We start from the raw sequence: 21,631 nt of genomic DNA on the forward strand, positions 1-21,631 counted from the left end.
GTAGTGTACGCGTTTGGCCTGCCAGGCGTACCGTTACTGCGTGTCAAAGATGCCGAAACGCTGGGTGACATCTACTTACAGATGTGACAAACCGGGCGCCGGTGGGTACTGCACTGGTTGACAAGGCTGCGGCTACGACGGCGACGCATGACCCGGAACGGGACATCGGAACGGGAATCTTTACCGCCGACCGGACGTTGACCGGATGACGACGACAGCGACACCTGTCCTGTGGGCGACAAGCCCGGGAGGCACGATTCATGAGTGAGCGAGCTCTTCGCGGCACGCGCCTCGTGGTGACCAGCTACGAGACCGACCGCGGTATCGACCTGGCTCCGCGCCAGGCCGTGGAGTACGCATGCGAGAAGGGGCACCGTTTCGAGATGCCCTTCTCGGTCGAGGCGGAGATCCCGCCGGAGTGGGAGTGCAAGGTCTGCGGGGCCCAGGCACTCCTGGTGGATGGCGACGGGCCGGAGGAGAAGAAGGCGAAGCCGGCGCGCACGCACTGGGACATGCTGATGGAGCGGCGCACCCGCGAGGAGCTCGAAGAGGTCCTCGAGGAGCGTCTCGCCGTGCTGCGGTCCGGCGCGATGAACATCGCCGTCCATCCCCGGGACAGCCGCAAGAGCGCGTAGTCCCCGCCGGGGGCCGGGCCGATTCGCAGCGCACGCCGACGCATGCACGTGGCAGCGGGCGCCGTACGTTCCTGTACGGCGCCCGCTGCCACGTCTTCTTCCGGGTTCCGGGTGTCCCCCCGGTGCCCGGGTTCCGGGATCCCCCCGGTGTCACCGGGTCAGCGGCGGGCGCTGCTCGTCCGGGGCGTCCGGCTCGTCCCTGATCACCTCGCCCTGGACCACCTTGCCGTCGGGGCGGTGGATGCGGACCTGCTGGAACGCGTCGCCGAAAGTGCCGGGGCCGGCCTCGCGCAGCCTGCGGTCGACGGTCCGCCCGGCGTAGCGGCTCACGGCCTGCTGGATGGGCGGAAGCAGCAGGAGCAGGCCCACCGCGTCCGAGAGCATGCCGGGGATCATCAGCAGCAGGCCGCCCAGCATCATCAGGCCGTTGCCACCACGGCGCGCGGAGGGGGCGCCGCCCTGCTGGAGCGCCTCGTTGAGGTTCTGGAAGGCACGGCGGCCCGCCCGCTTGATCACCACCGCGCCGAGAACGACGCCGGCGACGAGCAGCGCGAAGAGCGTGAACCCGCCCGCCGCTCCGGCGACCACCGTCAGCAGCCAGATCTCCAGCACGATCCACACCGCGAGGCCCAGCGGCAGATACCGGCGGGGCCCGGAACGCCGGGGCCGGGCGGAGTAGGAAGAGGTCGGAGCGCCAGTCGTCATGCTCCCAGTGTGCCTGGCGGCTGCTCAATGCCGGATAAGGGCCGGCGCCTGTCGTCCGGATCGGGCCGGATCCCACCGAAGGACCCTATGCCTGGGGCTTGCCGCCCCGGCCGGTGATCTTGGTCACCCGCTCCCCCACGCCCCACGCGGTGACCCGCCACAGCGCCTCGACGAGGATGTCCCGGCTCATCTTGGAGTCGCCGTGCTCGCGCTCGACGAAGGTGATGGGCACCTCGACGACGTGGTAGCCGGCCTTGACGGCGCGGCGGGCCAGGTCGACCTGGAAGCAGTAGCCCTGCGAGGCGACCTCGTCCAGGCCCAGGCCCTCCAGAGTCTCCCGGCGGAAGGCGCGGTAGCCGCCGGTGATGTCCCGCAGGGGCAGGTCGAGGGCGAGGCGTGAGTAGGTGCTGCCGCCACGGGAGATGAACTCGCGCGACTTCGGCCAGTTCACCACGCGTCCGCCCGGCACCCAGCGGGATCCGAGGACCAGGTCGGCGCCCTTGAGGGCGGTCAGCAGCCGGGGCAGTTCCTCGGGCTGGTGGGAGCCGTCGGCGTCCATCTCGATCAGGACGCCGTAGTCGTGCTCCAGGCCCCAGCGGAACCCCGCGAGGTAGGCGGCGCCCAGGCCCTCCTTGCCCTTGCGGTGCAGCACGTGCACGTGCCCGTCCTCGGCCGCCAGTTCGTCCGCGAGCTTGCCCGTGCCGTCGGGGCTGTTGTCGTCGGCCACGAGGACGTGCGCCTCGGGGACGGACGAGCGCACCCGGCTCACGATCGTCTTGATGTTCTCCGCCTCGTTGTAGGTCGGAATGATCACCAAGGCCGTGCCGAGAGGGCCGAGTCGCCTGTCCCGGGAGCCGGCCGCGGGGTTGCCGTCGCCGTCGTTCACTGCTGCCCCTTCATGTCCGTACGCAGGGGACCACCATAGTGTCCCCGGCCTGCGCGGACGTGACATCGCAGGCGTACGGGGGTGTCGATTCGGCAAGAGGGGGGTAGGAGCGCCCGCCTCGATCGTGCCATGGATCCGCCCGTGCGGCGGATGGGGGCCCGGCGCTCTTCGGGCCGACCTGGGACCCGCTGGCTGCGGATCGACCGAAAGCCGTTGTCTACTGAGCGCCCGGGCCCCACCCGGGTCACACCTTGCCGACCGTCCGGAACGTTCCCTCGCGGACGCGGGCGCTGAGCCTGGCTCCCAGCGACGGTGACCCGGTGCGGCACACCGTCCCTGACCCAGCGGCACCGTGACACGGGTACGGAAGTTCCCCGGCCGGGCGTCCGGTGGTGGACCCGGCAGAACCTACCGGCCCGCTGCCGTCGCCTGTCAACCAGTGCCGTGACCAGTACAAACGCCCATGGCCACCGGGCCGGTGCGGAGGATGCGCAGGTCGCGCGACCGAGCGGCGGGCGCGGGGCGGCGCGGTGCGCCCACGGGAGATCACTCGCCCGGCCGTACGAACACCGTCCGTCCGCCCACCACGGTCCGCAGGCAGACGGGCAGGTCACGCCCCGGAGTGAGGTCGGGCAGCCCGGGCGTGCCCGAGCGCGGGTCGGTCGACCAGCGCGCGACCCGGTCGTCGGGGGCCTGGACCACGAGTTCGCCGGTGCTCCAGACGGCGTAGTCGGCGGGGGCGCCGGGCACCAGGATGCCCGCGTCGTCCCGCCCGACCGCGCGCCAGCCGCCGCGGGTGTGCGCGGTGAACGCCGCGCGGACGGAGACGCGGTGCTCGGGCGTGCGGTGGAAGGCCGCCGCCCGGACCGTGCCCCACGGGTCCAGCGGTGTGACGGGGCTGTCGGAGCCGAAGGCGAGGGGGACTCCGGCGCGCAGCAGGGCCGCGAAGGGGTTCAGCGTCCGGGCCCGCTCGACGCCCAGGCGCCGGGCGTACATGCCCTCGTCGCCGCCCCACAGGGCGTCGAAGGCGGGCTGCACGGACGCGGTGAGGCCGAGTTCGGCGAAGGCGGCGACGGTCTCCGGGGTGAGCATCTCGGCGTGCTCGACGCGGTGCCGGGCGGCGCGCACACGGGCCAGGCCCACCTTCTCGGCGGCGGCGCGCACACCGTCGACGACCGCGGTGACGGCGGCGTCGCCGATGGCGTGGAAGCCCGCCTGGAGGCCCGCCTCGGTGCAGGCGGCGACGTGGGCTGCGACGGCGGCCGTGTCCAGGTAGGCGGTCCCGGTGTGGGCGGCGTCCGTGTACGGCGCGTGCAGGCAGGCGGTGTGCGAGCCGATGGAGCCGTCCACGAAGAGGTCGCCGGCGGCGCCGTGGGCGCCCAGCCGACGCGCCTTTTCGGCGTCCTCCTCCGCCCAGTAGCCGACGACCCGCGGGCCCGGTTCCTCGGCGGCGAGCCTCAGCAGCCCTGTGAAGTCGTCCTCGGAGGAGATGCGCGGGCCGCCGCACTCGTGCACCGAACCGATGCCCAGGGAGGCGGCGCGGGCGAGCGCGGCCCGCTGCGCCTCGGCGCGCTGGGCGGGGGTGACCGCGGCGAACGCGGCGGCCCGCACGGCGTGGTGGGCGTCGGCGGTCAGCGGGCCGTCCACGGGGCCCTGGACCTCCGGTACGAGGTCGAGCAGCGCCGTGGTGACGACCGCGGAGTGCACGTCGATACGGCTCAGGTAGAGCGGCCGGTCGCCCGTGGCCTCGTCGAGTTCGGCGCGCGCCGGGGGGCGTCCGCCGGGCCAGCGGGCCGCGTCCCATCCGTGGCCGAGCAGGACGCGGTCGCCCGGGCGGGCGGCGGCGAAGTCCCGTACCCGGGCGAGCGCCGCCTCCAGGGAGGGCGCGTCGGACAGGTCCAGACCGGTGAGGGCGAGGCCGGTCGCGGTGGTGTGCACATGGGCGTCGGTGAACGCCGGGGTGACGAGGGCGCCGTCCAGGTCGACCACCTCGTCGACGCCGTCGGCGAACGCGTCCGCCGCCCCCTCCGAGCCGACCCAGGCCACCTGGCCGGCCTCCACGACCATGGCGGTCGCGAACGGGTCGGCGGGACTGTGGATCTCCCCCCGGCGCAGCAGGACGGTCCGGACCTCGGCAGCACGCTCACTCATGCCCCCAGTCTCCCGCCTCCCCCGAACCCGCCGGCACGCAGGTCGCCCCGGCACGCCCCGGAGCTCCGCCGCAGGGCCTCCGGGCGGGGTCAGACGCGGGGCGGGCGGGCTTCGTACGGGGTGGAGAGGACCACCGTCGTGCGGGTCGAGACGCCCGCCAGCGTGCGTACGCGGGCGAGCAGTTCCTCCAGTTCGTGCGGGGTGGAGACGCGCACCTTGAGGATGTAGTTCTCGTCTCCGGCGACGCTGTGGCAGGCCTCGATCTCGGGGACGCCGGCCAGGCGGTCGGCGATGTCGTCGGGGGCGCTGGGGTCGAAGGGTTTGACCGAGATGAAGGCGGTCATGGGCAGCCCCACGGCCTCGGCGTCGACGACCGCGGCGTAGCCGCGGATGACACCGCGCTGCTCCAGCCGCCGCACCCGCTGGTGCACGGCCGACGTGGACAGGCCGGTGGCCTTGCCCAGGTCGGTGTAGCTCATCCGCCCGTCCTTGACGAGCAGCTGCACGATCTGTCGGTCCAGCTCCTCCATGGCGCAAGAACCTACAGGGCGCCTGATCTCCCGGGACAGCCCAGCGGCCCGGGTCGTGTCCCGTCGGCGGACAAACACACCACGGCGGGCACCTGCGCACGGCATGTGACCAACGCCACACGCCTCGAAGCCCCTGCGTGATGGTCTCGTGATTACCGGCGAGAGCGGACGGGAAGTGCTTGCTGTGGTCGAGGCCGCAGTGCCTTTCACGGCCCAGCCTTAGGGGGAGAATCCCATGCAGAGTCTCAAGCGCCCTGGTCGTTCTGTGCCCAGGCGACGGCAGTCGGTCGTCGAACTCCAGCCGGAGTGGCTGGAATCCGATACCGACGACGACGTGGAAGGCGCGGAAGCCGACGCCTACGACACCTTCGAGATGTACCGGGTGATGTGCCCGGAGTGCGCGCAGCCCATCGCCCTGCTGGCGGACGAGGAGGTGCTGCCGGAGCACGCGCTGTGCGCCTCGCCGTGGAACCCGTTCGGGCTCACGGTCTGCGCCGGTACGGGCCGCTGGGCGTCCGAGGCCCGGCCCGCGGACGAGTCCTTCGGTCCCCAGGAGCAGGACACCGCGCTGCTGCTGACGCTCCCGCAGGGCCTCGACTGGCGCACGCAGCCCTTCTCGCACGTCGGCGGCCCGGGCTCCCGCCCGATGCGCGTGCCGCAGCTTCACCGGTACGCCGCCTGAGCGGCGCCGCGGCAGCGCCGGGCGCCCTCGTCCGTCCGTGCGCCACGGCCCTGGCACGCAGGCCGCCGTGGTGCCGAACAGCCCACCCGCGTCCCGGAGGCCGCCGGCCCGGACGCCGGTGAACTCACGCTCGATTCCACCGGGTGGTGACCTGTGCCCCGCACTCCGCGTTGCCCGGGTATGACCACCACGCATCCGGCGGCCGGACGACGGCGGCGGGTCTTCATGCCGCCGCCGCCCGCAGAATCGGTTCCGCCTGCGCCTCCGCAGCCCGCGGACCCGCCGATCTACCGCGACCTGATGCGCACCTGGGCCGACCGCGGCCGCACCCTGCCGGGACGGCACGACCCGGAGTGGGTCCGCCTGGCGGCGCCGCCGGCCGGTCTCGCGCGGCTCAGCGGGTCTCGGGACCCGCTACGTGACGGGCGATGACCATCCGCTGGATCTGGTTGGTGCCCTCGACGATCTGCAGGACCTTGGCCTCGCGCATGTAGCGCTCGGTCGGGAAGTCCGTGGTGTAGCCGTATCCGCCGAGCACCTGGACGGCGTCCGTGGTGACCTTCATGGCCGTGTCGGTGCAGAACAGCTTGGCCATGGCCGCCTGCCGCGCGAACGGCAGGCCCGCGTCCCGCAGCCGCGCCGCCGCCAGGTACAGCGCGCGGCCCGCCTCGATCTGCGTGGCCATGTCGGCGAGCATGAAGCGCAGGCCCTGGAAGTCGGAGATCGGCCGCCCGAACTGCTGCCGCCCGGCGGCGTAGCCGACCGCCTCGTCCAGCGCGGCCTGGGCGAGGCCGATGGCGCAGGCCGCGATGCCGAGCCGCCCGGAGTCGAGCGCGGACAGGGCGATGGCGAAGCCCTGCCCCTCCTCCCCCAGGCGCCGGTCGTCGCCGACCCGGACGCCGTCGAGGTGGATCTGCGCGGTGGGCGAGCCCTTGAGGCCCATCTTCTTCTCCGGGGCCGCGGCGCTCAGGCCCTCGGCGTCACCCGGCACCAGGAAGGCGGTGATGCCGCGCGGGCCCCGCTCTCCGGTGCGGGCCATCACCGTGTAGAAGTCGGCGACCCCGCCGTGGGTGATCCAGGACTTGGTCCCGGTGAGCACCCAGCCGTCGCCGTCCCGGACCGCCTTGGTGCTGAGCGAGGCGGCGTCGGAGCCGGAGGCCGGCTCGGAGAGGGCGTACGCGCCGAGCAGGCCGCCGCCCAGCATCGCGGGCAGATGCTCCACCTGCTGCTTCTTGGTGCCGTAGGCGGCGAGCCCGTAGGAGGCGAGGGTGTGCACGCTCAGGCCGAGGCCGACGGTGAGGCGGGCCGCGGCCAGTTCCTCCAGGACCTGGAGGTAGACCTCGTAGGGCTGGTCGCCTCCGCCGTACGCGGAGTCGTAGGGCAGGCCGAGCAGTCCGGAGCGGGAGAGCAGGGTGAAGACCTCGCGCGGGAAGAGTCCCGCGTCCTCCTCCTCAGCCGCCTTCGGGGCGATCTCGTGCTGCGCGATGTCGCGGACGAGCGAGATCAGATCCCGGGCCTCCTCCGTGGGCAGTTGCCGGTCCACCGGCTGCGGGGCGCGGTCGGGCATGGCGACGCTCTCCTCCCTTTCGGGCACATCGGCGGATGTGCGCCTTGGGTGGGGCGGCTCCGCCGGGGTCGTTCTCGGGCCCAGCCGGGTGTCGGCGATCCCGGGTCTCGGTAGCTGCTGACCAGCGGCTGTGCGCTGTGAGTATGCCCGATCCGGGGCATCGCGTCACCGGTTAACGAGCGCTTACTTCCAGAAATCCCCGGGGCCGGAAATTGGTCCGAACCATTGACCCCACTGGTCCAGTCCTCCTACGGTGCCCCGGAACCACGCATTCCGCGTTCATGCCAATCGGCACGATCCCCTCTCCCCCACGAGGAGACACCGATGCACACTCCGCACCGCCTCCGGGCGCTGCTGTCCACCGCCTGTACCGTCGCCCTCGGCGCCGGACTGCTCGCCGGTGCGAGCACGGCCACCGCCACCCCCACCCGGTCCGCCGCCCCGTCGGCCGCCGAGGGCTCCAAAGTGGTCGGCTACTTCACCGAATGGGGCGTCTACGACCGCGGCTACCACGTCAAGAACATCGAGACCTCCGGCTCCGCGGCGAAGCTCACCCACATCAACTACGCCTTCGGCAACGTCACCGGCGGCCGGTGCGCCATGGGCGACGCCTACGCGGCGACCGACCGCGCCTACACCGCCGACGAGTCGGTGGACGGCGTCGCCGACACCTGGGACCAGCCGCTGCGCGGCAACTTCAACCAGCTCCTGAAGCTGAAGGAGAAGCACCCCGGCCTGAAGGTGCTGTGGTCGTTCGGCGGCTGGACCTGGTCCGGCGGCTTCCGCGACGCCGCGAAGGACCCGGCCGCCTTCGCCCAGTCCTGCTACGACCTGGTCAACGACCCCAGGTGGGCGGGCGTCTTCGACGGCATCGACATCGACTGGGAGTACCCCAACGCCTGCGGCGACACCTGCGACACCAGCGGCCGCGAGGCCTTCACGAACCTGATGACGGCGCTGCGCGCCAAGTTCGGCGGCGATGCGCTCGTCACCGCGGCGATCCCGGCGGACGCGAGCGACGGCGGCAAGATCGACGCGGCCGACTACGCGGGCGCCGCGGCCCGGGTCGACTGGTACAACCCCATGACCTACGACTACTTCGGCGCCTGGGACGCGGCCGGGCCGACTGCTCCGCACTCGCCGCTGACCTCGTACTCCGGCATCCCGAAGGAGGAGTACACCACCTCGGCGACCATCACCAAGCTCAAGGGCCTCGGCATCCCCGCCTCGAAGCTGCTGCTCGGCATCGGCTTCTACGGACGCGGCTGGACCGGCGTCACCCAGGACGCCCCGGGCGGCACGGCCACGGGCCCGGCGAACGGCACGTACGAACAGGGCATCGACGACTACAAGGTGCTCAAGGACACCTGTCCGGCGACCGGCACGGTGGGCGGCACCGCGTACGCCAAGTGCGGCCGCGAATGGTGGAGTTACGACACTCCGGAGACCATCGCGACCAAGATGGCGTACAAGAACGACCAGGGCCTCGGCGGGACGTTCCTGTGGGAACTGAGCGGCGACACGGCGAGCGGCGAGCTGATCAAGGCGATCGGTTAGCACGCCTTCCCCTACGCGGGGCGGAGGGCGAGTCCCCCTCCGCCCCGTCCATTTCTCGTCCCTCGCCTCTCAGCCGTCGCGGCGGGCCGGTGCGGGGGCCGGGTGGGTCGGGTCGATCTCCTCGATGGCGCGCAGCGCGCCGCCGAGGGTCTTCACCAGCAGGTCGCGCATGGTGTCCCGGGAGAGTCCTGGCCGGCCGATCCAGTCCAGGGTGGCGCCCTCGACACTGCAGACCCAGGCGAGCAGCCCCATACGGGCCACCGGGGCGATGGCGGTACGGCCGTAGGCGCCCTCCGCGATGGTCGCGACGATGGCCTCGCGCACGCCGTCCCGGATGGAGTGCACCTCGGTGTCGAAGCCGACGCCGCCGCTGACGATGGTGCGGTAGGCGGCCTGGTTGTGCTCCGCGTAGCGCAGATAGGCCTCGATGGTGCGGTGCACCCGGTCCACGGCCGGCATGTCCAGGCCGCGCGCCGCGGAGGTGACCAGGTCGGCCACGGAGTCCTCGATGATCGCCAGGTAGTAGCCGCGCTTGGACCGGAAGTAGTAGTAGATCAGCCCCTTGGCCACATGGGCCTGCCGGGCGATGTCGTCCATCGAGAGGGCATCGTAGGAGGTGTCGGCGAACAACCTCCGCCCGATGGCGAGAAGTTCGGCGCGACGCCCCGCGGAGCGCTCGGTGCCGCGCACCCGGCTGGTGGTCCTTCCCGCTCGAACGGAGTCGAGAGCGTGCGGGAGGGCGGTCTCACGCGGTTGCCTGACGTTCAATTCGACCCTGGCCTCCAACTGGCGGTCGGACAACCGCAGTATGGCAGGCCGGCCGGGCGCGGAGGCAGAGCGCCGGGAAGGCCCCGGTCGCCCGGGGCCCTCGTACGCGCGCGGTTTCGGTCAGCTCACGCCCACGGCGGCGAGCGCCTTGCGCTGGGGGCCGGTGAGGTGGGCCGGGAAGTACAGGTAGCAGATGCCGCCGGAGCCGGAGGCCACCTTGCCGGAGGCGTTGTAGCGCTTGGTCCTGAGCCAGATGTTCTCGAACTCCCGGCGCCGGTAGACGCGCCGTACCGCCGAATCGCTCGGCGAGGCCGGGTCGTTGGCGATCACGTCGCCGTCGGCGGTGAAGCCGATGACGGTCATGAGATGGCCGTTGGTGCCGTAACCGGCCCCGGTCAGCTCGGTATTGAGGAAGGACTGGGACGTTATGGCGGGGATCCCGGCCGCGATCAGCGTCTCCAGGTCGGTGAGCGAGCCGAGCCGGGTCACCACCCCCTGCAGGTCCTTGAACGTGGCGGCGTATGCGGCGTTGAACGGCCAGTTGCCGCAGCCCTCGTACTGGTGGTCGTAGGTGTACCGGGCCGCGTTGCACACCTGCGGGTCGGCGTAGGACGGGTCGACCCAGGACAGTTGCCCGGGGGTGAGCCGCCCGCCCCAGTACTCGATGATCATCTGCGAGGAGGTGGGGCTGCACCAGGCCTCGCCGCCGTTGTCGTACTCGGGGTACTGGCCGGAGTGGATCGACTGCGAGTAGCGCGGGACCGTCAACTCCCTGGCCACTCCGGGCGTGGAGGCCGGGACGGTGAAGCGGTCGGGTACGTCGGAGCCCATGGCGCCGATCCGCCAGACGGTCGGTGTCAGCCGGGTGCCGGGCCGGCGGTGGAGGGTGAGCCGCAGCCGGTAGGAGGCGAGGCGCAGCCCGGAGGCCGGGTCGTCCAGGGAGAAGGTGTCCGTCCAGATCGTGCTGCGGCCGTCGCTCTGGCCGTCGACGGAGGTCCGTTTGATGTCCTGGTCGCCGGCGGCCCAGCGGCCCATCACGTACCAGGGGGTGTCCGTGCCGTCGGAGTACGTGCCCCGCAGTTCGACCTGCATCCAGGTGCCGGCCGGGGTGTGCGCGTTCCAGGAGGCGACCGCCTCCGTGGCCGGTACGGACAGCCGGTGCGCCGGGCTGGTCCAGGTTCCGTACTCCCAGGTGGCGGTCGTGCCGGTGTGCGGGTCGGTGTAGTCGGTGGTGCCCGCGGGCTTCTCGATCTCCAGGCCGGGCCGGGCGCCCGCGACGGCGCGGGTGCCGCGGGTCGTGCCCGCGCGCCAGTCGGTGTACGTGGTCCAGGCGCGGTAGTCGACCGGGCGGGCGGGGGCGGCTCCGGCGCCCTTGGCGCCGGCGGCGGGGGCGGCCGTGGCCGCGGCAGCCACCGGGGCCGCACCACCCGCCATGGCCGCCGCGGCGACCGCGACGGCCAGAACGGATCTGCGGGACGGCTGTTCGGCTCTGCTCATGGGTGGATGACCCCCAGGTGTCCGACGTCGGGGCGGGTCCGTGGCTGGGCCCACTATGGCCGCGCCACCCGGCTCCTGCCAGCACTTCGACATACGCCACGCCCACCAATATTGGTCTCCACCACTGGCATGACCTGCGTCGAGTCCCCACGGAGCCGGACACACGAGGGGCAGTGGCGCCGGCAGCGGTCACTAGACTGACCACCGAGAACAGTCGCCCTCCCAGCTCACCGGGAACCGCCATCCACGCCCTCGCCGCCTTCCTCCGTGATGTGCCGCCGTCCTGCGGGACCGTGCGGCTGATCGGTGTCGACGGGCACGCGGGATCCGGGAAGTCCACGTTCACGGGGAAGCTGGCCGCGGCGCTGGGGGGCGCGCCGGTGCTGCACCTGGACGACGTCGCGAGCCATGAGGAGCTGTTCGGCTGGGAGGGGCGGCTGCTGCGTGAGGTCGTCGACCCGCTCGGGCGGGGGGCGACGGCGCGCTACGCCCCCTACGACTGGCGCGAGCGGCGGTTCGGGACCGCACGGTTGCTGCCGCCGGCGCCCGTGATCCTGGTCGAGGGCGTGGGCGCGGGACGGCGGGCGCTGCGCCCGTATCTGGCACACCTGCTGTGGATGGATCTGCCGCGCGAGGAGGCCTGGGCGCGGGGCCGGTCGCGGGACGGGGAGCAGCAGCGGGAGTTCTGGTCCGGGTGGGTCGAGGCCGAGCGGCGGCACTTCGCCGAGGACCCCTCGCGGCCGTTCTCGGATCTTCTGGTGCGGCAGTTGCCCAAGGGGTACTCGGTGCTTCCGGGGCCCGCCGGGGTCGTTGGACCGGACCAGTTCGTCACTGACGGTGATGAGTCGTCGGCAATGTGCTGAACTTGTGAAGATCCGCGCCGGGCGACTTTCCCGAGTCCCTCAACTCCGCTTGACCCGGGGGCCGTACAGGTCTTACGTTCTGAATGAGCGGTCATCGCGTACCGCCCGCAAACACGAAGCCCCCGGTTGTTCCCCCGTGATCGGGGGCTTCGTTCTGCCCTTTTCGCATTCTCCGGACGCTGCGTGACGCCATTTGCTCACACTCGGTCACCACGCACGGTGCGTCCCGTCCGCCGCCACCTCGCCGAACGGCCCGTGCGGCACCCTTCGGCGACCGGCGGCCCCACGGGTACCATGCCCTCGGTGCGACCTTCGAACGGCTGCTTCGCGCACCTGCAACTCCGGTCCGCGGTACAGCGGTTCGACCACAGGAAGCCGTCAGGTGGATGCCTGGCGGCGAACCTTCGGGGGCACGGTTTGTGGGGGACGTGATGGACTTCGGCACGCAGGGCCCGAAGGCCCCGGCCGACCTCGCGTGGCTGCGAGGCGTGGACGCCTACACCATGGGGGCCTATCCACAGGCGGAGGAGGAGTTCCGGGCCGCGGTGCGGCTGGACCCGGCGATGGCCGACGGCTGGCTCGGCCTGCACGCGCTGCGCGTCGACACGACCACCGCGCTGCTGAGGATGTACCGGCACCGCGAACGCTTCGGCGAACAGCGCGCCCGGCACCGCCGCACCCTCAACTCCTGGTACTGGCTGGGCTGGTGGGTGCAGCCCGTGCTGGAGAGCCCGCGCGATCTGCTGCTCGCGCACGCCTCGCACTGGCTGGACGGCCGCCACGTCCCCGAGCTGGACCGCGCGCTCGCCGGGCTGCCGCCCGTGGACACCGACGCCCAGGTCCGCTTCCTGCACGCCTGCCGCGCCTACCTCGTCAAGGACTGGGAGCAGCTCGTCCGGCACACCGACCCGCTGCTCGACGATCCGCTGCTCGGCATAGAGGCCGGGCTGTTCGGCGGCATGGCCCGGGTGCGCCTGGAGATGTACGGGCAGGCCGAGCCGATGCTGTCGGCCGCGCTGATGCGGTGCCGCAGCGAGCAGCCGCAGCGCAAGGAGCTCAGGTACTGGCTGGCACGGGCACACGAGGGCACCGGCCGCAGCGCCGCGGCGCTCCCCCTGTACCGGGCGGTGCACCGGGTCGATCCGGCCTTCATGGACACCTCGGCACGGCTCGCGGCGATCGCCGAGGGCGACGGGTACGACGACACGGCCGGTCTCGCCGCGATCACCCTCACCGGCCTCGGGCAGGACCTCATGGACGGCCCTGATCTGCTGGACCCGCTGTTCGGCACCGAGGGCCGGGACCTGAAGCTGTCCGGGACCGATCTGCCGGTGAGCGGTCCGCTGCCGTCGGTGGCCGATCCGTCGGTGCGCCGGCGCGCACCGGCCGCCGACCCTCCGCTGCCCACCGGGCCCACCGACCCCGCGTTACTGGAGGAGGCACTCGCCGAACTCGAGCGCATGGTGGGTCTGGAACCGGTGAAACGGCAGGTCAAGGCCCTGTCGGCGCAGTTGAACATGGCGCGGCTGCGGGCCGGGCAGGGGCTGCCCGTGCAGCCGCCCAAGCGCCACTTCGTCTTCTCCGGCCCCTCCGGCACCGGCAAGACCACCGTCGCCCGCATCCTCGGCCGTGTCTTCTACGCACTCGGCCTGCTCGGCGGCGACCACCTGGTGGAGGCGCAGCGGGCCGACCTGGTCGGCGAGTACCTGGGACAGACCGCCGTCAAGGCCAACGAGCTGATCGACTCCGCGATCGGCGGCGTGCTCTTCCTCGACGAGGCGTATTCCCTGTCCAATTCCGGCTACGGCAAGGGCGACGCGTACGGGGACGAGGCCCTCCAGGTGCTGCTCAAGCGGGCCGAGGACAACCGCGACCACCTGGTGGTGATCCTGGCCGGCTATCCCGAGGGCATGGACCGCCTGCTGGCCGCCAACCCCGGGCTGTCGTCGCGTTTCACCACCCGGGTGGACTTCCCCTCGTACCGGCCCGCGGAACTCACCGAGATCGGCAAGGTGCTCGCCGCGGAGAACGGCGACCTGTGGGACGACGAGGCCCGCGACGAGCTGCACTCGATCGCCGGGCACGTGGTCGACCAGGGCTGGATCGACGAACTCGGCAACGGGCGCTTCCTGCGCACCCTGTACGAGAAGAGCTGCGCCTACCGGGACCTCAGGCTGTCGACGTACCCGGCTACCCCGACCCGGGACGACCTGTCGACGCTGCGGCTGCCGGACCTGATGCAGGCGTACGGGGAGGTGCTGTCGGGGCGGGGACCCCAGGATCCGTCGGCCCTGTGACGGACGGATCCCGGGGCCCCGCGTCCGGGTGCCTCACGGGGCCCGGGTGGCCAGGGCCTCCTCCGGCTCGCCGCTGACCCGTGGCTCGGTCAGCCGTACCTCGGCCGCCAGGCGGTGCGCGGGGTCGCGCACCTCGCCCACGAGCAGTTCCAGCACGTCCTCCAGGGCCACCAGGCCGAGCACCGTGCCGGAGGCGTCCGCCACCTGGGCCAGGTGGGTGGCCGCCCGGCGCATGACGGTCAGGGCGTCGTCCAGGGGCAGCTCGGCCCCCAGGGTCGCCATCGGGCGCCACGTCCGCTGCGGTACGGCCTGCCCGGCGTCCTCCACGTCGAGCACGTCCTTGACGTGCACATAGCCGAGGAAGACGCCGCCGGGGGCGGCGACCGGGAAGCGGGAGTAGCCGGTGCGGGCGGTGAGCGCGACGATCTCGGCCGACGTGACCGACGGACCGACCGTTACCAGTGCCTCGGGCGGGAGCAGGACGTCCGTCACCGGCCGCGAGCCCAGCTCCAGGGCGTCCTCAAGGCGCTCCTGCTCCTCGGGGTCGAGGAGCCCCGCCTGGCGGGAGTCCTCGACCAGCCGGCCGAGCTGCACGCTGGTGAAGGCGGCCTCGACCTCGTCCTTGGGCTCGACGCGGAAGAGCCGCAGGACACCCTTGGCGCAGGCGCCGAGCGCCACCGTGATCGGCCGGCACAGCCGGGCGAAGGCGACCAGACCGGGGCCGAGCCACAGCGCGGCCTTCTCCGGCGCGGCCATGGCGAGGTTCTTCGGCACCATCTCGCCGATGACGAGGTGGAAGAAGACCACGGCCGCGAGCGCGATGACGTAGCCGAGCGGGTGGACCACGCCGCTGGGCAGGTGAAGCCATGCGAACACCGGCTCCAGCAGGCGGGCCACCGTGGGTTCGGCGACGGCGCCCAGGGTGAGCGAGCAGACGGTGATGCCGAACTGGGCGGCGGCCATCATCTGCGGCAGCCGCTCAAGACCGTGCAGCACCTGGCGGGCCCGGGCGGTGCCGAGCGGTTCGATCTGGCTGCGGCGGACGGAGACGAGGGCGAACTCGGCGCCGACGAAGAAGCCGTTGGCGAGGACCAGCAGCGCGGCGAACAGCAGTTGGATCACGCTCATCGGGCGGCCTCCGCCACGGCCGGGACCGCGTCGGTCACGGTGGCGGTACGGACCAGCCGGACCCGCTCCGCGCGGTAGTGCCCGACCTGGCGCACGGCCAGCCGCCAGCCCGGCAGCTCGGCGCGGTCGCCGGGGGCCGGGATACGGCCGAGCAGGTCGGCGACCAGTCCGGCGACGGTCTCGTAGGGGCCCTCGGGCGCGTCCAGGCCGATCCGCCGGAGCAGGTCGACACGGCAGCCGCCGTCGACGTCCCAGGCGGGGCTGCCGTCCTCGGGCGGGGCCGGTGCCACCTCCGGCACGTCGGTGGCGTCGTGCTCGTCGCGGACCTCGCCGACGAGCTCCTCGACGATGTCCTCCAGGGTGACGACGCCCGCGGTGCCGCCGTACTCGTCGACGACGACCGCGATCGGCTGCTCGTTGCGGAGCTGGGCGAGCAGCGGCTGCACCGGCAGGGTCTCGGGGACCAGCAGCGCCGGGCGGGCGATGCGGCCCACCGGCGTGTGCAGCCACTCGTCGGACGGCACCGCGAGGGCGTCCTTGAGGTGGACCATGCCGACGACCTCGTCGATCTTCTCGTGATAGACGGGGAAGCGGGACAGTCCGGTGGCGCGGGTGAGGTTGACCACGTCCTCGGCGGTCGCCGAGGACTGGAGCGCGCTGACCTTCACCCGCGGGGTCATGACGTGCTGTGCGGTCAGGTCGCCCAGGGACAGGGTGCGCACGAAGAGGTCCGCGGTGTCCTGTTCGAGGGCGCCGGCCCGGGCCGAGTGGCGGGCCAGGGAGACCAGCTCGCCGGGGGTGCGGGCCGAGGCCAGCTCCTCCGTGGGCTCGACGCCCAGGGCGCGCACCAGCCGGTTGGCGACCGTGTCGAGCGCGGAGATCACCGGGTGGAACAGGCGCGAGAAGAGGTGCTGGGGGCCGGCCACGAAGCGCGCCACCTGGAGGGGCCGGGAGACCGCCCAGTTCTTGGGTACGAGCTCGCCGATCACCATCTGGACCGCCGAGGCCAGCAGCATGCCGACGACGACGGCGACCCCGGAGACGGCTCCTCCGGGGACACCGGCGGCCGCGAACGGGCCGCGCAGCAGCCCGGCCAGCGCGGGTTCGGCGAGCATGCCGACGACCAGGGAGGTGATGGTGATGCCGAGCTGGGTGCCGGAGAGCTGGAAGGACAGCTCCTTGAGGGACTCGACGACCCTGAGGGCCCGTCTGTCGCCCTCCTCGGCGGCCTTCTCGGCGTCCGGGCGCTCGACCGTGACCAGGCCGAACTCGGCCGCGACGAAGAAGCCGTTGGCGAGAATGAGCAGGAAAGCCGCTCCGAGGAGCAGCAGGGGGATGGTCATGATGCCGCCGCCTCCGCGTTCACGCGGAACAGGTCCGCGCTATGTCGGCAGGGGGCGGCGCAGGTACTGCAGGACGATCCGTCCATCGCCGGAGGGAGTCACTCCTCGGGTAGCAGGAGCCCCTGGCACCGGTCTTGGGACCCAGGGGCGGAGGCGCAGCGAAAACGCGTCCGCAACCAGATTAATCAAGACACGGGCCGATGCGGCAGGGTGGACGCCCGAGTCAGCTATGAGGTTCGTCGCCGGATTGCTCGGGGCCCGCGGCCGAACGGGCTTCGACGAGCGCGCGCAGGGCGCGTGCGTCGGCGATGGCCTGCTGTTTCGCTATGCCCGGCTGTATGCCGAGGGCGGCCAGGCTGGTGCCGTCGCTGAGGTTGAGGAACACCCACGGATCACCCGGGCGCAGGTTGACCTGTATGATCTCCGCCCACTCCAGACGGCGGCGGCCGGCGATGTTGACGACGGTGACGCCCGAGTCGTCGGCGACGACCTTCGGCCGGGCGAGCAGGACGAGGACCCCCGCCAGGAGCGCGCCGGTGAAGGCGAAACTCACCCGTTCGCCGGGGCTGAGCTGCTCCAGCAGCAGGCCCACGGTGGTGATCACCACGAATATGACGGCCCCTGCGGTGAGCAGGACGGCCCGGGTGCGGCCCGGGCGGAAGGTGACGGGAAGTGCGGGCAGCTCGGACATCTCTGGTTGCCTCCTCGTCCCTCAGAGGCGGCAGGCGTGGATGGCCGTGGTGAGGATGGCCCGGGCGCCGATCTCGTACAGATCGTCCATGATCCGCTGCGCCTCCTTGGCGGGGACCATGGCGCGCACGGCGACCCAGCCCTCGTTGTGCAGCGGGGAGACGGTCGGGGACTCCAGGCCGGGGGTGAGCGCGACGGCCCTCTCCAGCTGCTCGACCCGGCAGTCGTAGTCCATCATCACGTACGTCCGGGCCACCAGGACGCCCTGGAGGCGGCGCAGGAACTGCTGCACCTTGGGCTCCTCGACGTCGGCGCCGGTGCGGCGGACGACGATCGCCTCGGACTTCATGATCGACTCGCCGACGATCTCCAGGCCGGCGTTGCGCAGGGAGGTGCCGGTCTCGACGACGTCCGCGATGGCGTCGGCGACCCCGAGTTCGATGGCGGTCTCGACGGCGCCGTCCAGGTGGACGACGGAGGCGTCGATGCCGCTGTCGGCAAGGTGCTTGCTGACGATGCCCTCGTAGGACGTGGCGACCGTACGGCCGTTCAGGTCCGCGATGCCGCCGACCGCGCCGGGCTTGGCGGCGTAGTGGAAGGTGGAGCGGGCAAAGCCGAGCGGCAGGATCTCCTCGGCGCCGGCGCCTGAGTCGATGAGCAGATCGCGGCCGGTGATGCCGATGTCCAGGCGGCCGGTGGAGACGTAGATCGCGATGTCGCGGGGACGGAGGTAGAAGAACTCGACCTCGTTGACCGGGTCGACGATCCGCAGTTCCTTGGACTCCCGCCGTTGCTGGTAGCCGGCCTCATGCAGCATGTCCGCCGCAGGGCCGGAGAGTGAACCCTTGTTGGGGACGGCGATGCGCAGCATGAGGTCGGCTTCCTTTGTTCGTCTCGTACGGGAGTGTGTGCGGTTGCCCGGAGTGCTCAGAGGTGGGCGTAGACGTCGTCCAGGGAGATGCCGCGGGCGACCATCATCACCTGGACGTGGTACAGCAGCTGCGAGATCTCCTCGGCGGCCGCCTCCTTCCCCTCGTACTCGGCGGCCATCCAGACCTCGGCGGCCTCCTCGACGACCTTCTTGCCGATGGCATGGACGCCCTTGCCGACCAGTTCGGCGGTGCGGGAGGTGGCGGGGTCGCCGTCGGCTGCCTTGTGCTGGAGCTCGGTGAAGAGCTCCTCGAACGTCTTCTTGGACATGGTGGTGCCAACCCTACGCGCTCCGGGCGGCTGCTCACCGCCAGGGTTCGGATACCGAGCGGAGCGTGGCGGCGGTCGCGACCGCCGCGGTGACCGCCTCGTGGCCCTTGTCCTCGCTGGACCCCTCGAGGCCCGCCCGGTCCAGGGCCTGCTCCTCGGTGTCGCACGTGAGCACGCCGAAGCCGACCGGGACGCCGGTGTCGACCGACACCTGGGTCAGGCCGACCGTGACTCCCTGGCACACGTAGTCGAAGTGGGGGGTTCCGCCGCGGATGACGACGCCGAGGGCGACGATCGCGTCGTAGCCGCGGCCGGCCAGGACCTTCGCCACCACCGGGAGCTCGAAGCTGCCGGGGACCCGCAGCAGGGTCGGCTCGTCGATCCCCAGTTCGTGCAGGGCGCGCAGGGCCCCGTCCACCAGTCCGTCCATCACCTTCTCGTGCCACTGCGCCGCGACGACGGCGACCCTGAGGTCCCCGACGTTCTGGACGGACAGTTCCGGTGCACCCTTGCCGCTCACGTGTCTCCTCGCGTCTGTTCGCTTACTGGTTGCCGCAGGTGGACACGGCGGTGGTGTCCAGCCAGGGCAGGTCGTGCCCCATCCGGTCCCGCTTGGTGCGCAGGTACCGGAGGTTGTGCTCGCCGGCCTGGACGGGCATCGGCTCCCGTCCGGTGACCTTCAGGCCGTGGTGGAGCAGGGCGTCGGTCTTGTCGGGGTTGTTGGTCAGCAGGCGGACGCTCGTCACCCCGAGGTCCTGGAGGATCCGCGCGCCGGCGCCGTAGTCGCGGGCGTCGGCGGGCAGTCCGAGTTCGAGGTTGGCGTCGAGGGTGTCCCGGCCGCGCTCCTGGAGCTCGTAGGCGCGCAGCTTGGACATCAGGCCGATGCCGCGCCCCTCGTGGCCGCGCAGGTAGACCACCACTCCGCGGCCCTCCTGCTGGATGCGTTCCAGGGAGGTGTCCAGCTGGGGGCCGCAGTCGCAGCGCTGGGAGCCGAAGACGTCTCCGGTGAGGCACTCGGAGTGGACGCGGACCAGGACGTCCTCGCCGTCGCCGATCTCGCCGTGCACCAGGGCCACGTGCTCGACGCCGTCGGCGGTGGAGCGGTAGCCGTACGCGGTGAAGACGCCGTGCGCGGTGGGCAGGCGGACCTCGGCCTCGCGGAGGACCGCGGGCTGGGACAGCCGTTCCCCCTGCTCGGGCAAGTCCGGGAGTCCGGGCGAGCGGCGGTGCGCGATCAGGTCCTCGATGGAGATGATCGTCAGGCCGTGCTTGCGGGCGAAGACGATCAGTTCGGGCAGGCGGAGCATCCGGCCGTCCTCGCCGGCGATCTCGACGATCGCGCCGGCCGGACGGAGCCCCGCGAGCCGGGCGAGGTCGACGGCCGCCTCGGTGTGGCCGGGGCGGACGAGCACCCCGCCGGGGCGGGCGCGCAGCGGGAAGACGTGGCCGGGGCGGACCAGGTCGGCGGGCTGCGCTGTGCCGCTCGCCAGCAGCTGGAGGGTGGTGGCCCGGTCGGAGGCGGAGATGCCGGTGGTGACGCCGTGGGCGGCGCCGGCGTCGACGGAGACCGTGAAGGCGGTCTTCATCGACTCGGTGTTCTCCTCGACCATCTGCGGCAGCTTCAGCCGGTCCAGCTCCTCGCCCTCCATGGGGGCGCAGATCAGGCCGCGGCACTCGCTCATCATGAAGGCGACGATCTCGGGAGTCGCCTTCTCGGCGGCGATGACGAGGTCGCCCTCGTTCTCGCGGTCCTCGTCGTCGACGACCACGACCGGGCGTCCGGCCGCGATGTCGGCGACGGCCTGCTCGACGGGGTCGAGGGTGAAGTCCTCCATGGTGTCGGTGCCGTAGAGGACGGGTGCCGCTGTCATGCGGGCGCTCCTTCCAGGACCGGCCGCGCGTCCGTGCGGGTGCGCAGCCACCAGTCGCGCATGCCCCACAGGACGAGCGCGCCGTAGATGATGTAGACGAAGCCGGAGAAGGCGAAGCCGTTGGCGAAGTTGAGCGGTACGCCGACGACGTCGACGAGCAGCCAGGCGAACCAGAACTCGACCATGCCGCGCGCCTGCGCGTACATGGCGACGACGGTGCCGACGAAGATGTAGGCGTCGGGCCAGGGGTCCCAGGACAGCGACGGGTAGGCCTGGAACAGTCCGGCGACGGCGACCGTGCCGACCGCGGCGGCGCCGAGCAGTACGGCACGCTCGCGCCAGGTGGCGAACCGTACGGCGATGTGGCCGTCCGCCGCCCCGCCCTTGCCGCGGTTCCACTGCCACCAGCCGAAGACGGCGACGACCATGACGACGATCTGCTTGCCCGCGCTGCCCGAGAGGTGGGCGGTGGAGAACGCGGCGAACAGGATCAGGCCGGACGGGAACTGGGTGGGCCAGCTCCAGATGGAGCGCCGCCAGCCGAACGCCAGGCCGAGCAGCCCGATGACGTTGCCGGTCATGTCCGACCACTTGATGTGCTGGCCGAGGAGGGTGAACGCCTCGGAGTTGAGCCAGTTCACCGTCCGGCTCCTCGGGAACGGTCGCCGAGCAGCCGCTCGACGTACTTGGCGACGACGTCCACCTCGAGGTTGACCGGGTCGCCCGGCTGCTTCAGGCCGAGGGTGGTCAGGGCCAGGGTGGTGGGGATGAGGCTGACGGTGAAGTGCGCGTCGCCGGCCTCGACGACGGTGAGGCTGATGCCGTCGACGGTGATGGAGCCCTTCTCGACGACGTAGCGCGCGAGGTCCGCCGGCAGCGAGATCTTCACGATCTCCCAGTGCTCGGAGGGGGTGCGCTCCAGGATCGTGCCGGTGCCGTCGACGTGGCCCTGCACGATGTGGCCGCCGAGGCGGGCGCCGACGGCGGTGGGGCGTTCGAGGTTGACGCGGGAGCCGGTGGTGAGGACGCCGAGGCTGGAGCGCTTGAGCGTCTCCGCCATCACGTCGGCGGTGAACTCGTCGCCCTCGTGCTCGACGACGGTGAGACAGACGCCGTTCACGGCGATGGAGTCGCCATGCCGCGCGCCCTCGGTCACGACGGGGCCGCGGAGCCGGAAGCGGGCGGCGTCGCCGAGGTCCTCCACGGCGGTGACTTCGCCCAGCTCTTCGACGATTCCGGTGAACACTTCCCGGGTCCTCCT

The 21,631-nt window shown here is 72.1% G+C and carries 22 protein-coding genes; 6 read left to right on the forward strand and 16 right to left on the reverse strand.

Features of this window, described 5'->3' with window-relative positions; genetic code table 11:
- The first annotated feature begins 260 nt into the window (after nucleotides 1-260).
- Nucleotides 261-635: an RNA polymerase-binding protein RbpA gene (locus ACIOWN_RS08025; protein ID WP_003977404.1), complete on the forward strand. Its 375-nt coding sequence runs from the start codon at nucleotides 261-263 to the stop codon at nucleotides 633-635.
- A gap of 150 nt (nucleotides 636-785) precedes the next feature.
- Here the strand turns inward: ACIOWN_RS08025 and fxsA are convergent, their stop codons facing one another.
- From fxsA to ACIOWN_RS08045, 4 genes are all read right to left on the reverse strand, one after another.
- Entirely contained in the window at nucleotides 786-1,340 is a 555-nt protein-coding gene (gene fxsA, locus ACIOWN_RS08030; protein ID WP_362347182.1) for an FxsA family membrane protein, read from the reverse strand.
- Between the two features lie 85 nt (nucleotides 1,341-1,425).
- Entirely contained in the window at nucleotides 1,426-2,226 is an 801-nt protein-coding gene (locus ACIOWN_RS08035; RefSeq protein ID WP_362347179.1) for a polyprenol monophosphomannose synthase, read from the reverse strand.
- A gap of 546 nt (nucleotides 2,227-2,772) precedes the next feature.
- A complete protein-coding gene (locus tag ACIOWN_RS08040; protein WP_401981122.1) occupies nucleotides 2,773-4,377 on the reverse strand; it encodes an amidohydrolase in 1,605 nt (534 codons plus the stop codon).
- 89 nt (nucleotides 4,378-4,466) lie between these two features.
- Nucleotides 4,467-4,907, reverse strand: coding sequence for an Lrp/AsnC family transcriptional regulator (locus ACIOWN_RS08045; RefSeq protein ID WP_100567930.1), 441 nt, complete (start codon nucleotides 4,905-4,907; stop codon nucleotides 4,467-4,469).
- Between the two features lie 235 nt (nucleotides 4,908-5,142).
- Between ACIOWN_RS08045 and ACIOWN_RS08050 the strand changes: the two genes are divergently transcribed.
- Together ACIOWN_RS08050 and ACIOWN_RS08055 are read left to right on the forward strand one after the other, a co-directional pair.
- On the forward strand, nucleotides 5,143-5,589 hold the full coding sequence (locus ACIOWN_RS08050) for a hypothetical protein (protein WP_401981124.1): 447 nt from the start codon (nucleotides 5,143-5,145) through the stop codon (nucleotides 5,587-5,589).
- A gap of 180 nt (nucleotides 5,590-5,769) precedes the next feature.
- Nucleotides 5,770-6,021, forward strand: coding sequence for a hypothetical protein (locus tag ACIOWN_RS08055; RefSeq protein ID WP_362347173.1), 252 nt, complete (start codon nucleotides 5,770-5,772; stop codon nucleotides 6,019-6,021).
- Here the strand turns inward: ACIOWN_RS08055 and ACIOWN_RS08060 are convergent.
- Complete coding sequence (locus ACIOWN_RS08060; protein WP_358735845.1) at nucleotides 5,984-7,156, reverse strand: acyl-CoA dehydrogenase family protein; 1,173 nt, start codon at nucleotides 7,154-7,156, stop codon at nucleotides 5,984-5,986. The genes ACIOWN_RS08055 and ACIOWN_RS08060 overlap by 38 nt on opposite strands.
- 324 nt (nucleotides 7,157-7,480) lie before the next feature.
- Here ACIOWN_RS08060 and ACIOWN_RS08065 point away from each other — a divergent pair, with 324 nt between their 5' ends.
- Nucleotides 7,481-8,713, forward strand: coding sequence for a glycoside hydrolase family 18 protein (locus ACIOWN_RS08065; RefSeq protein WP_362347171.1), 1,233 nt, complete (start codon nucleotides 7,481-7,483; stop codon nucleotides 8,711-8,713).
- A gap of 69 nt (nucleotides 8,714-8,782) precedes the next feature.
- Here the strand turns inward: ACIOWN_RS08065 and ACIOWN_RS08070 are convergent, their stop codons facing one another.
- Together ACIOWN_RS08070 and ACIOWN_RS08075 are read right to left on the reverse strand one after the other, a co-directional pair.
- Nucleotides 8,783-9,403, reverse strand: a complete 621-nt coding sequence (locus tag ACIOWN_RS08070; RefSeq protein ID WP_100567925.1) for a TetR/AcrR family transcriptional regulator — start codon at nucleotides 9,401-9,403, stop codon at nucleotides 8,783-8,785.
- Between the two features lie 198 nt (nucleotides 9,404-9,601).
- Nucleotides 9,602-10,978, reverse strand: coding sequence for a peptidase C39 family protein (locus tag ACIOWN_RS08075; protein ID WP_362347169.1), 1,377 nt, complete (start codon nucleotides 10,976-10,978; stop codon nucleotides 9,602-9,604).
- A 242-nt stretch (nucleotides 10,979-11,220) separates the two neighbouring features.
- Between ACIOWN_RS08075 and ACIOWN_RS08080 the strand changes: the two genes are divergently transcribed.
- A complete protein-coding gene (locus tag ACIOWN_RS08080; protein ID WP_362347244.1) occupies nucleotides 11,221-11,841 on the forward strand; it encodes a hypothetical protein in 621 nt (206 codons plus the stop codon).
- A 431-nt stretch (nucleotides 11,842-12,272) separates the two neighbouring features.
- The gene (locus ACIOWN_RS08085) at nucleotides 12,273-14,138 is read left to right on the forward strand and encodes an AAA family ATPase (protein WP_362347168.1); all 1,866 of its coding nucleotides are present in this window, start codon (nucleotides 12,273-12,275) and stop codon (nucleotides 14,136-14,138) included.
- A 33-nt stretch (nucleotides 14,139-14,171) separates the two neighbouring features.
- On the opposite strand, the gene ACIOWN_RS08090 is transcribed toward ACIOWN_RS08085, so the two are convergent.
- From ACIOWN_RS08090 to ACIOWN_RS08130, 9 genes are all read right to left on the reverse strand, one after another.
- The gene (locus ACIOWN_RS08090) at nucleotides 14,172-15,266 is read right to left on the reverse strand and encodes a hemolysin family protein (protein ID WP_362347166.1); all 1,095 of its coding nucleotides are present in this window, start codon (nucleotides 15,264-15,266) and stop codon (nucleotides 14,172-14,174) included.
- Nucleotides 15,263-16,609: a hemolysin family protein gene (locus ACIOWN_RS08095; protein ID WP_362347164.1), complete on the reverse strand. Its 1,347-nt coding sequence runs from the start codon at nucleotides 16,607-16,609 to the stop codon at nucleotides 15,263-15,265. Before ACIOWN_RS08095 ends, ACIOWN_RS08090 begins: the two co-directional genes overlap by 4 nt.
- A gap of 223 nt (nucleotides 16,610-16,832) precedes the next feature.
- Nucleotides 16,833-17,300, reverse strand: a complete 468-nt coding sequence (locus ACIOWN_RS08100; protein ID WP_100567920.1) for a PH domain-containing protein — start codon at nucleotides 17,298-17,300, stop codon at nucleotides 16,833-16,835.
- A gap of 21 nt (nucleotides 17,301-17,321) precedes the next feature.
- Nucleotides 17,322-18,170 (reverse strand): ATP phosphoribosyltransferase, encoded by an 849-nt coding sequence (hisG, locus tag ACIOWN_RS08105; protein WP_362347162.1) that lies wholly within the window; start codon nucleotides 18,168-18,170, stop codon nucleotides 17,322-17,324.
- A 56-nt stretch (nucleotides 18,171-18,226) separates the two neighbouring features.
- A complete protein-coding gene (locus ACIOWN_RS08110; protein ID WP_362347160.1) occupies nucleotides 18,227-18,499 on the reverse strand; it encodes a phosphoribosyl-ATP diphosphatase in 273 nt (90 codons plus the stop codon).
- A gap of 34 nt (nucleotides 18,500-18,533) precedes the next feature.
- Nucleotides 18,534-19,019 (reverse strand): 6,7-dimethyl-8-ribityllumazine synthase, encoded by a 486-nt coding sequence (ribH, locus tag ACIOWN_RS08115; RefSeq protein ID WP_362347158.1) that lies wholly within the window; start codon nucleotides 19,017-19,019, stop codon nucleotides 18,534-18,536.
- Between the two features lie 22 nt (nucleotides 19,020-19,041).
- Nucleotides 19,042-20,370: a bifunctional 3,4-dihydroxy-2-butanone-4-phosphate synthase/GTP cyclohydrolase II gene (locus ACIOWN_RS08120; protein ID WP_362347156.1), complete on the reverse strand. Its 1,329-nt coding sequence runs from the start codon at nucleotides 20,368-20,370 to the stop codon at nucleotides 19,042-19,044.
- Nucleotides 20,367-21,011, reverse strand: a complete 645-nt coding sequence (locus tag ACIOWN_RS08125) for a nicotinamide riboside transporter PnuC (RefSeq protein WP_401981130.1) — start codon at nucleotides 21,009-21,011, stop codon at nucleotides 20,367-20,369. Before ACIOWN_RS08125 ends, ACIOWN_RS08120 begins: the two co-directional genes overlap by 4 nt.
- Nucleotides 21,008-21,616 (reverse strand): riboflavin synthase, encoded by a 609-nt coding sequence (locus tag ACIOWN_RS08130; protein ID WP_401981131.1) that lies wholly within the window; start codon nucleotides 21,614-21,616, stop codon nucleotides 21,008-21,010. Before ACIOWN_RS08130 ends, ACIOWN_RS08125 begins: the two co-directional genes overlap by 4 nt.
- Between the last annotated feature and the right edge of the window lie 15 nt (nucleotides 21,617-21,631).

This window comes from Streptomyces sp. NPDC087787 (genome assembly GCF_044743035.1).
Classification (GTDB): Bacteria; Actinomycetota; Actinomycetes; order Streptomycetales; family Streptomycetaceae; genus Streptomyces.

What these genes read in the sequence shown, in the direction of transcription:
- ACIOWN_RS08065 (WP_362347171.1), top strand. Translation starts at nt 7,481, where the DNA reads ATGCACACTCCGCACCGCCTCCGGGCGCTGCTGTCCACCGCCTGTACC.
- hisG (WP_362347162.1), bottom strand. Translation starts at nt 18,170, where the DNA reads ATGCTGCGCATCGCCGTCCCCAACAAGGGTTCACTCTCCGGCCCTGCG.
- ACIOWN_RS08045 (WP_100567930.1), bottom strand. Translation starts at nt 4,907, where the DNA reads ATGGAGGAGCTGGACCGACAGATCGTGCAGCTGCTCGTCAAGGACGGG.
- ACIOWN_RS08085 (WP_362347168.1), top strand. Translation starts at nt 12,273, where the DNA reads ATGGACTTCGGCACGCAGGGCCCGAAGGCCCCGGCCGACCTCGCGTGG.
- fxsA (WP_362347182.1), bottom strand. Translation starts at nt 1,340, where the DNA reads ATGACGACTGGCGCTCCGACCTCTTCCTACTCCGCCCGGCCCCGGCGT.
- ACIOWN_RS08090 (WP_362347166.1), bottom strand. Translation starts at nt 15,266, where the DNA reads ATGAGCGTGATCCAACTGCTGTTCGCCGCGCTGCTGGTCCTCGCCAAC.
- ACIOWN_RS08110 (WP_362347160.1), bottom strand. Translation starts at nt 18,499, where the DNA reads ATGTCCAAGAAGACGTTCGAGGAGCTCTTCACCGAGCTCCAGCACAAG.
- ACIOWN_RS08120 (WP_362347156.1), bottom strand. Translation starts at nt 20,370, where the DNA reads ATGACAGCGGCACCCGTCCTCTACGGCACCGACACCATGGAGGACTTC.
- ACIOWN_RS08075 (WP_362347169.1), bottom strand. Translation starts at nt 10,978, where the DNA reads ATGAGCAGAGCCGAACAGCCGTCCCGCAGATCCGTTCTGGCCGTCGCG.
- ACIOWN_RS08025 (WP_003977404.1), top strand. Translation starts at nt 261, where the DNA reads ATGAGTGAGCGAGCTCTTCGCGGCACGCGCCTCGTGGTGACCAGCTAC.
- ACIOWN_RS08050 (WP_401981124.1), top strand. Translation starts at nt 5,143, where the DNA reads ATGCAGAGTCTCAAGCGCCCTGGTCGTTCTGTGCCCAGGCGACGGCAG.
- ACIOWN_RS08060 (WP_358735845.1), bottom strand. Translation starts at nt 7,156, where the DNA reads ATGCCCGACCGCGCCCCGCAGCCGGTGGACCGGCAACTGCCCACGGAG.
- ACIOWN_RS08095 (WP_362347164.1), bottom strand. Translation starts at nt 16,609, where the DNA reads ATGACCATCCCCCTGCTGCTCCTCGGAGCGGCTTTCCTGCTCATTCTC.
- ACIOWN_RS08055 (WP_362347173.1), top strand. Translation starts at nt 5,770, where the DNA reads ATGACCACCACGCATCCGGCGGCCGGACGACGGCGGCGGGTCTTCATG.
- ACIOWN_RS08040 (WP_401981122.1), bottom strand. Translation starts at nt 4,377, where the DNA reads ATGAGTGAGCGTGCTGCCGAGGTCCGGACCGTCCTGCTGCGCCGGGGG.
- ACIOWN_RS08100 (WP_100567920.1), bottom strand. Translation starts at nt 17,300, where the DNA reads ATGTCCGAGCTGCCCGCACTTCCCGTCACCTTCCGCCCGGGCCGCACC.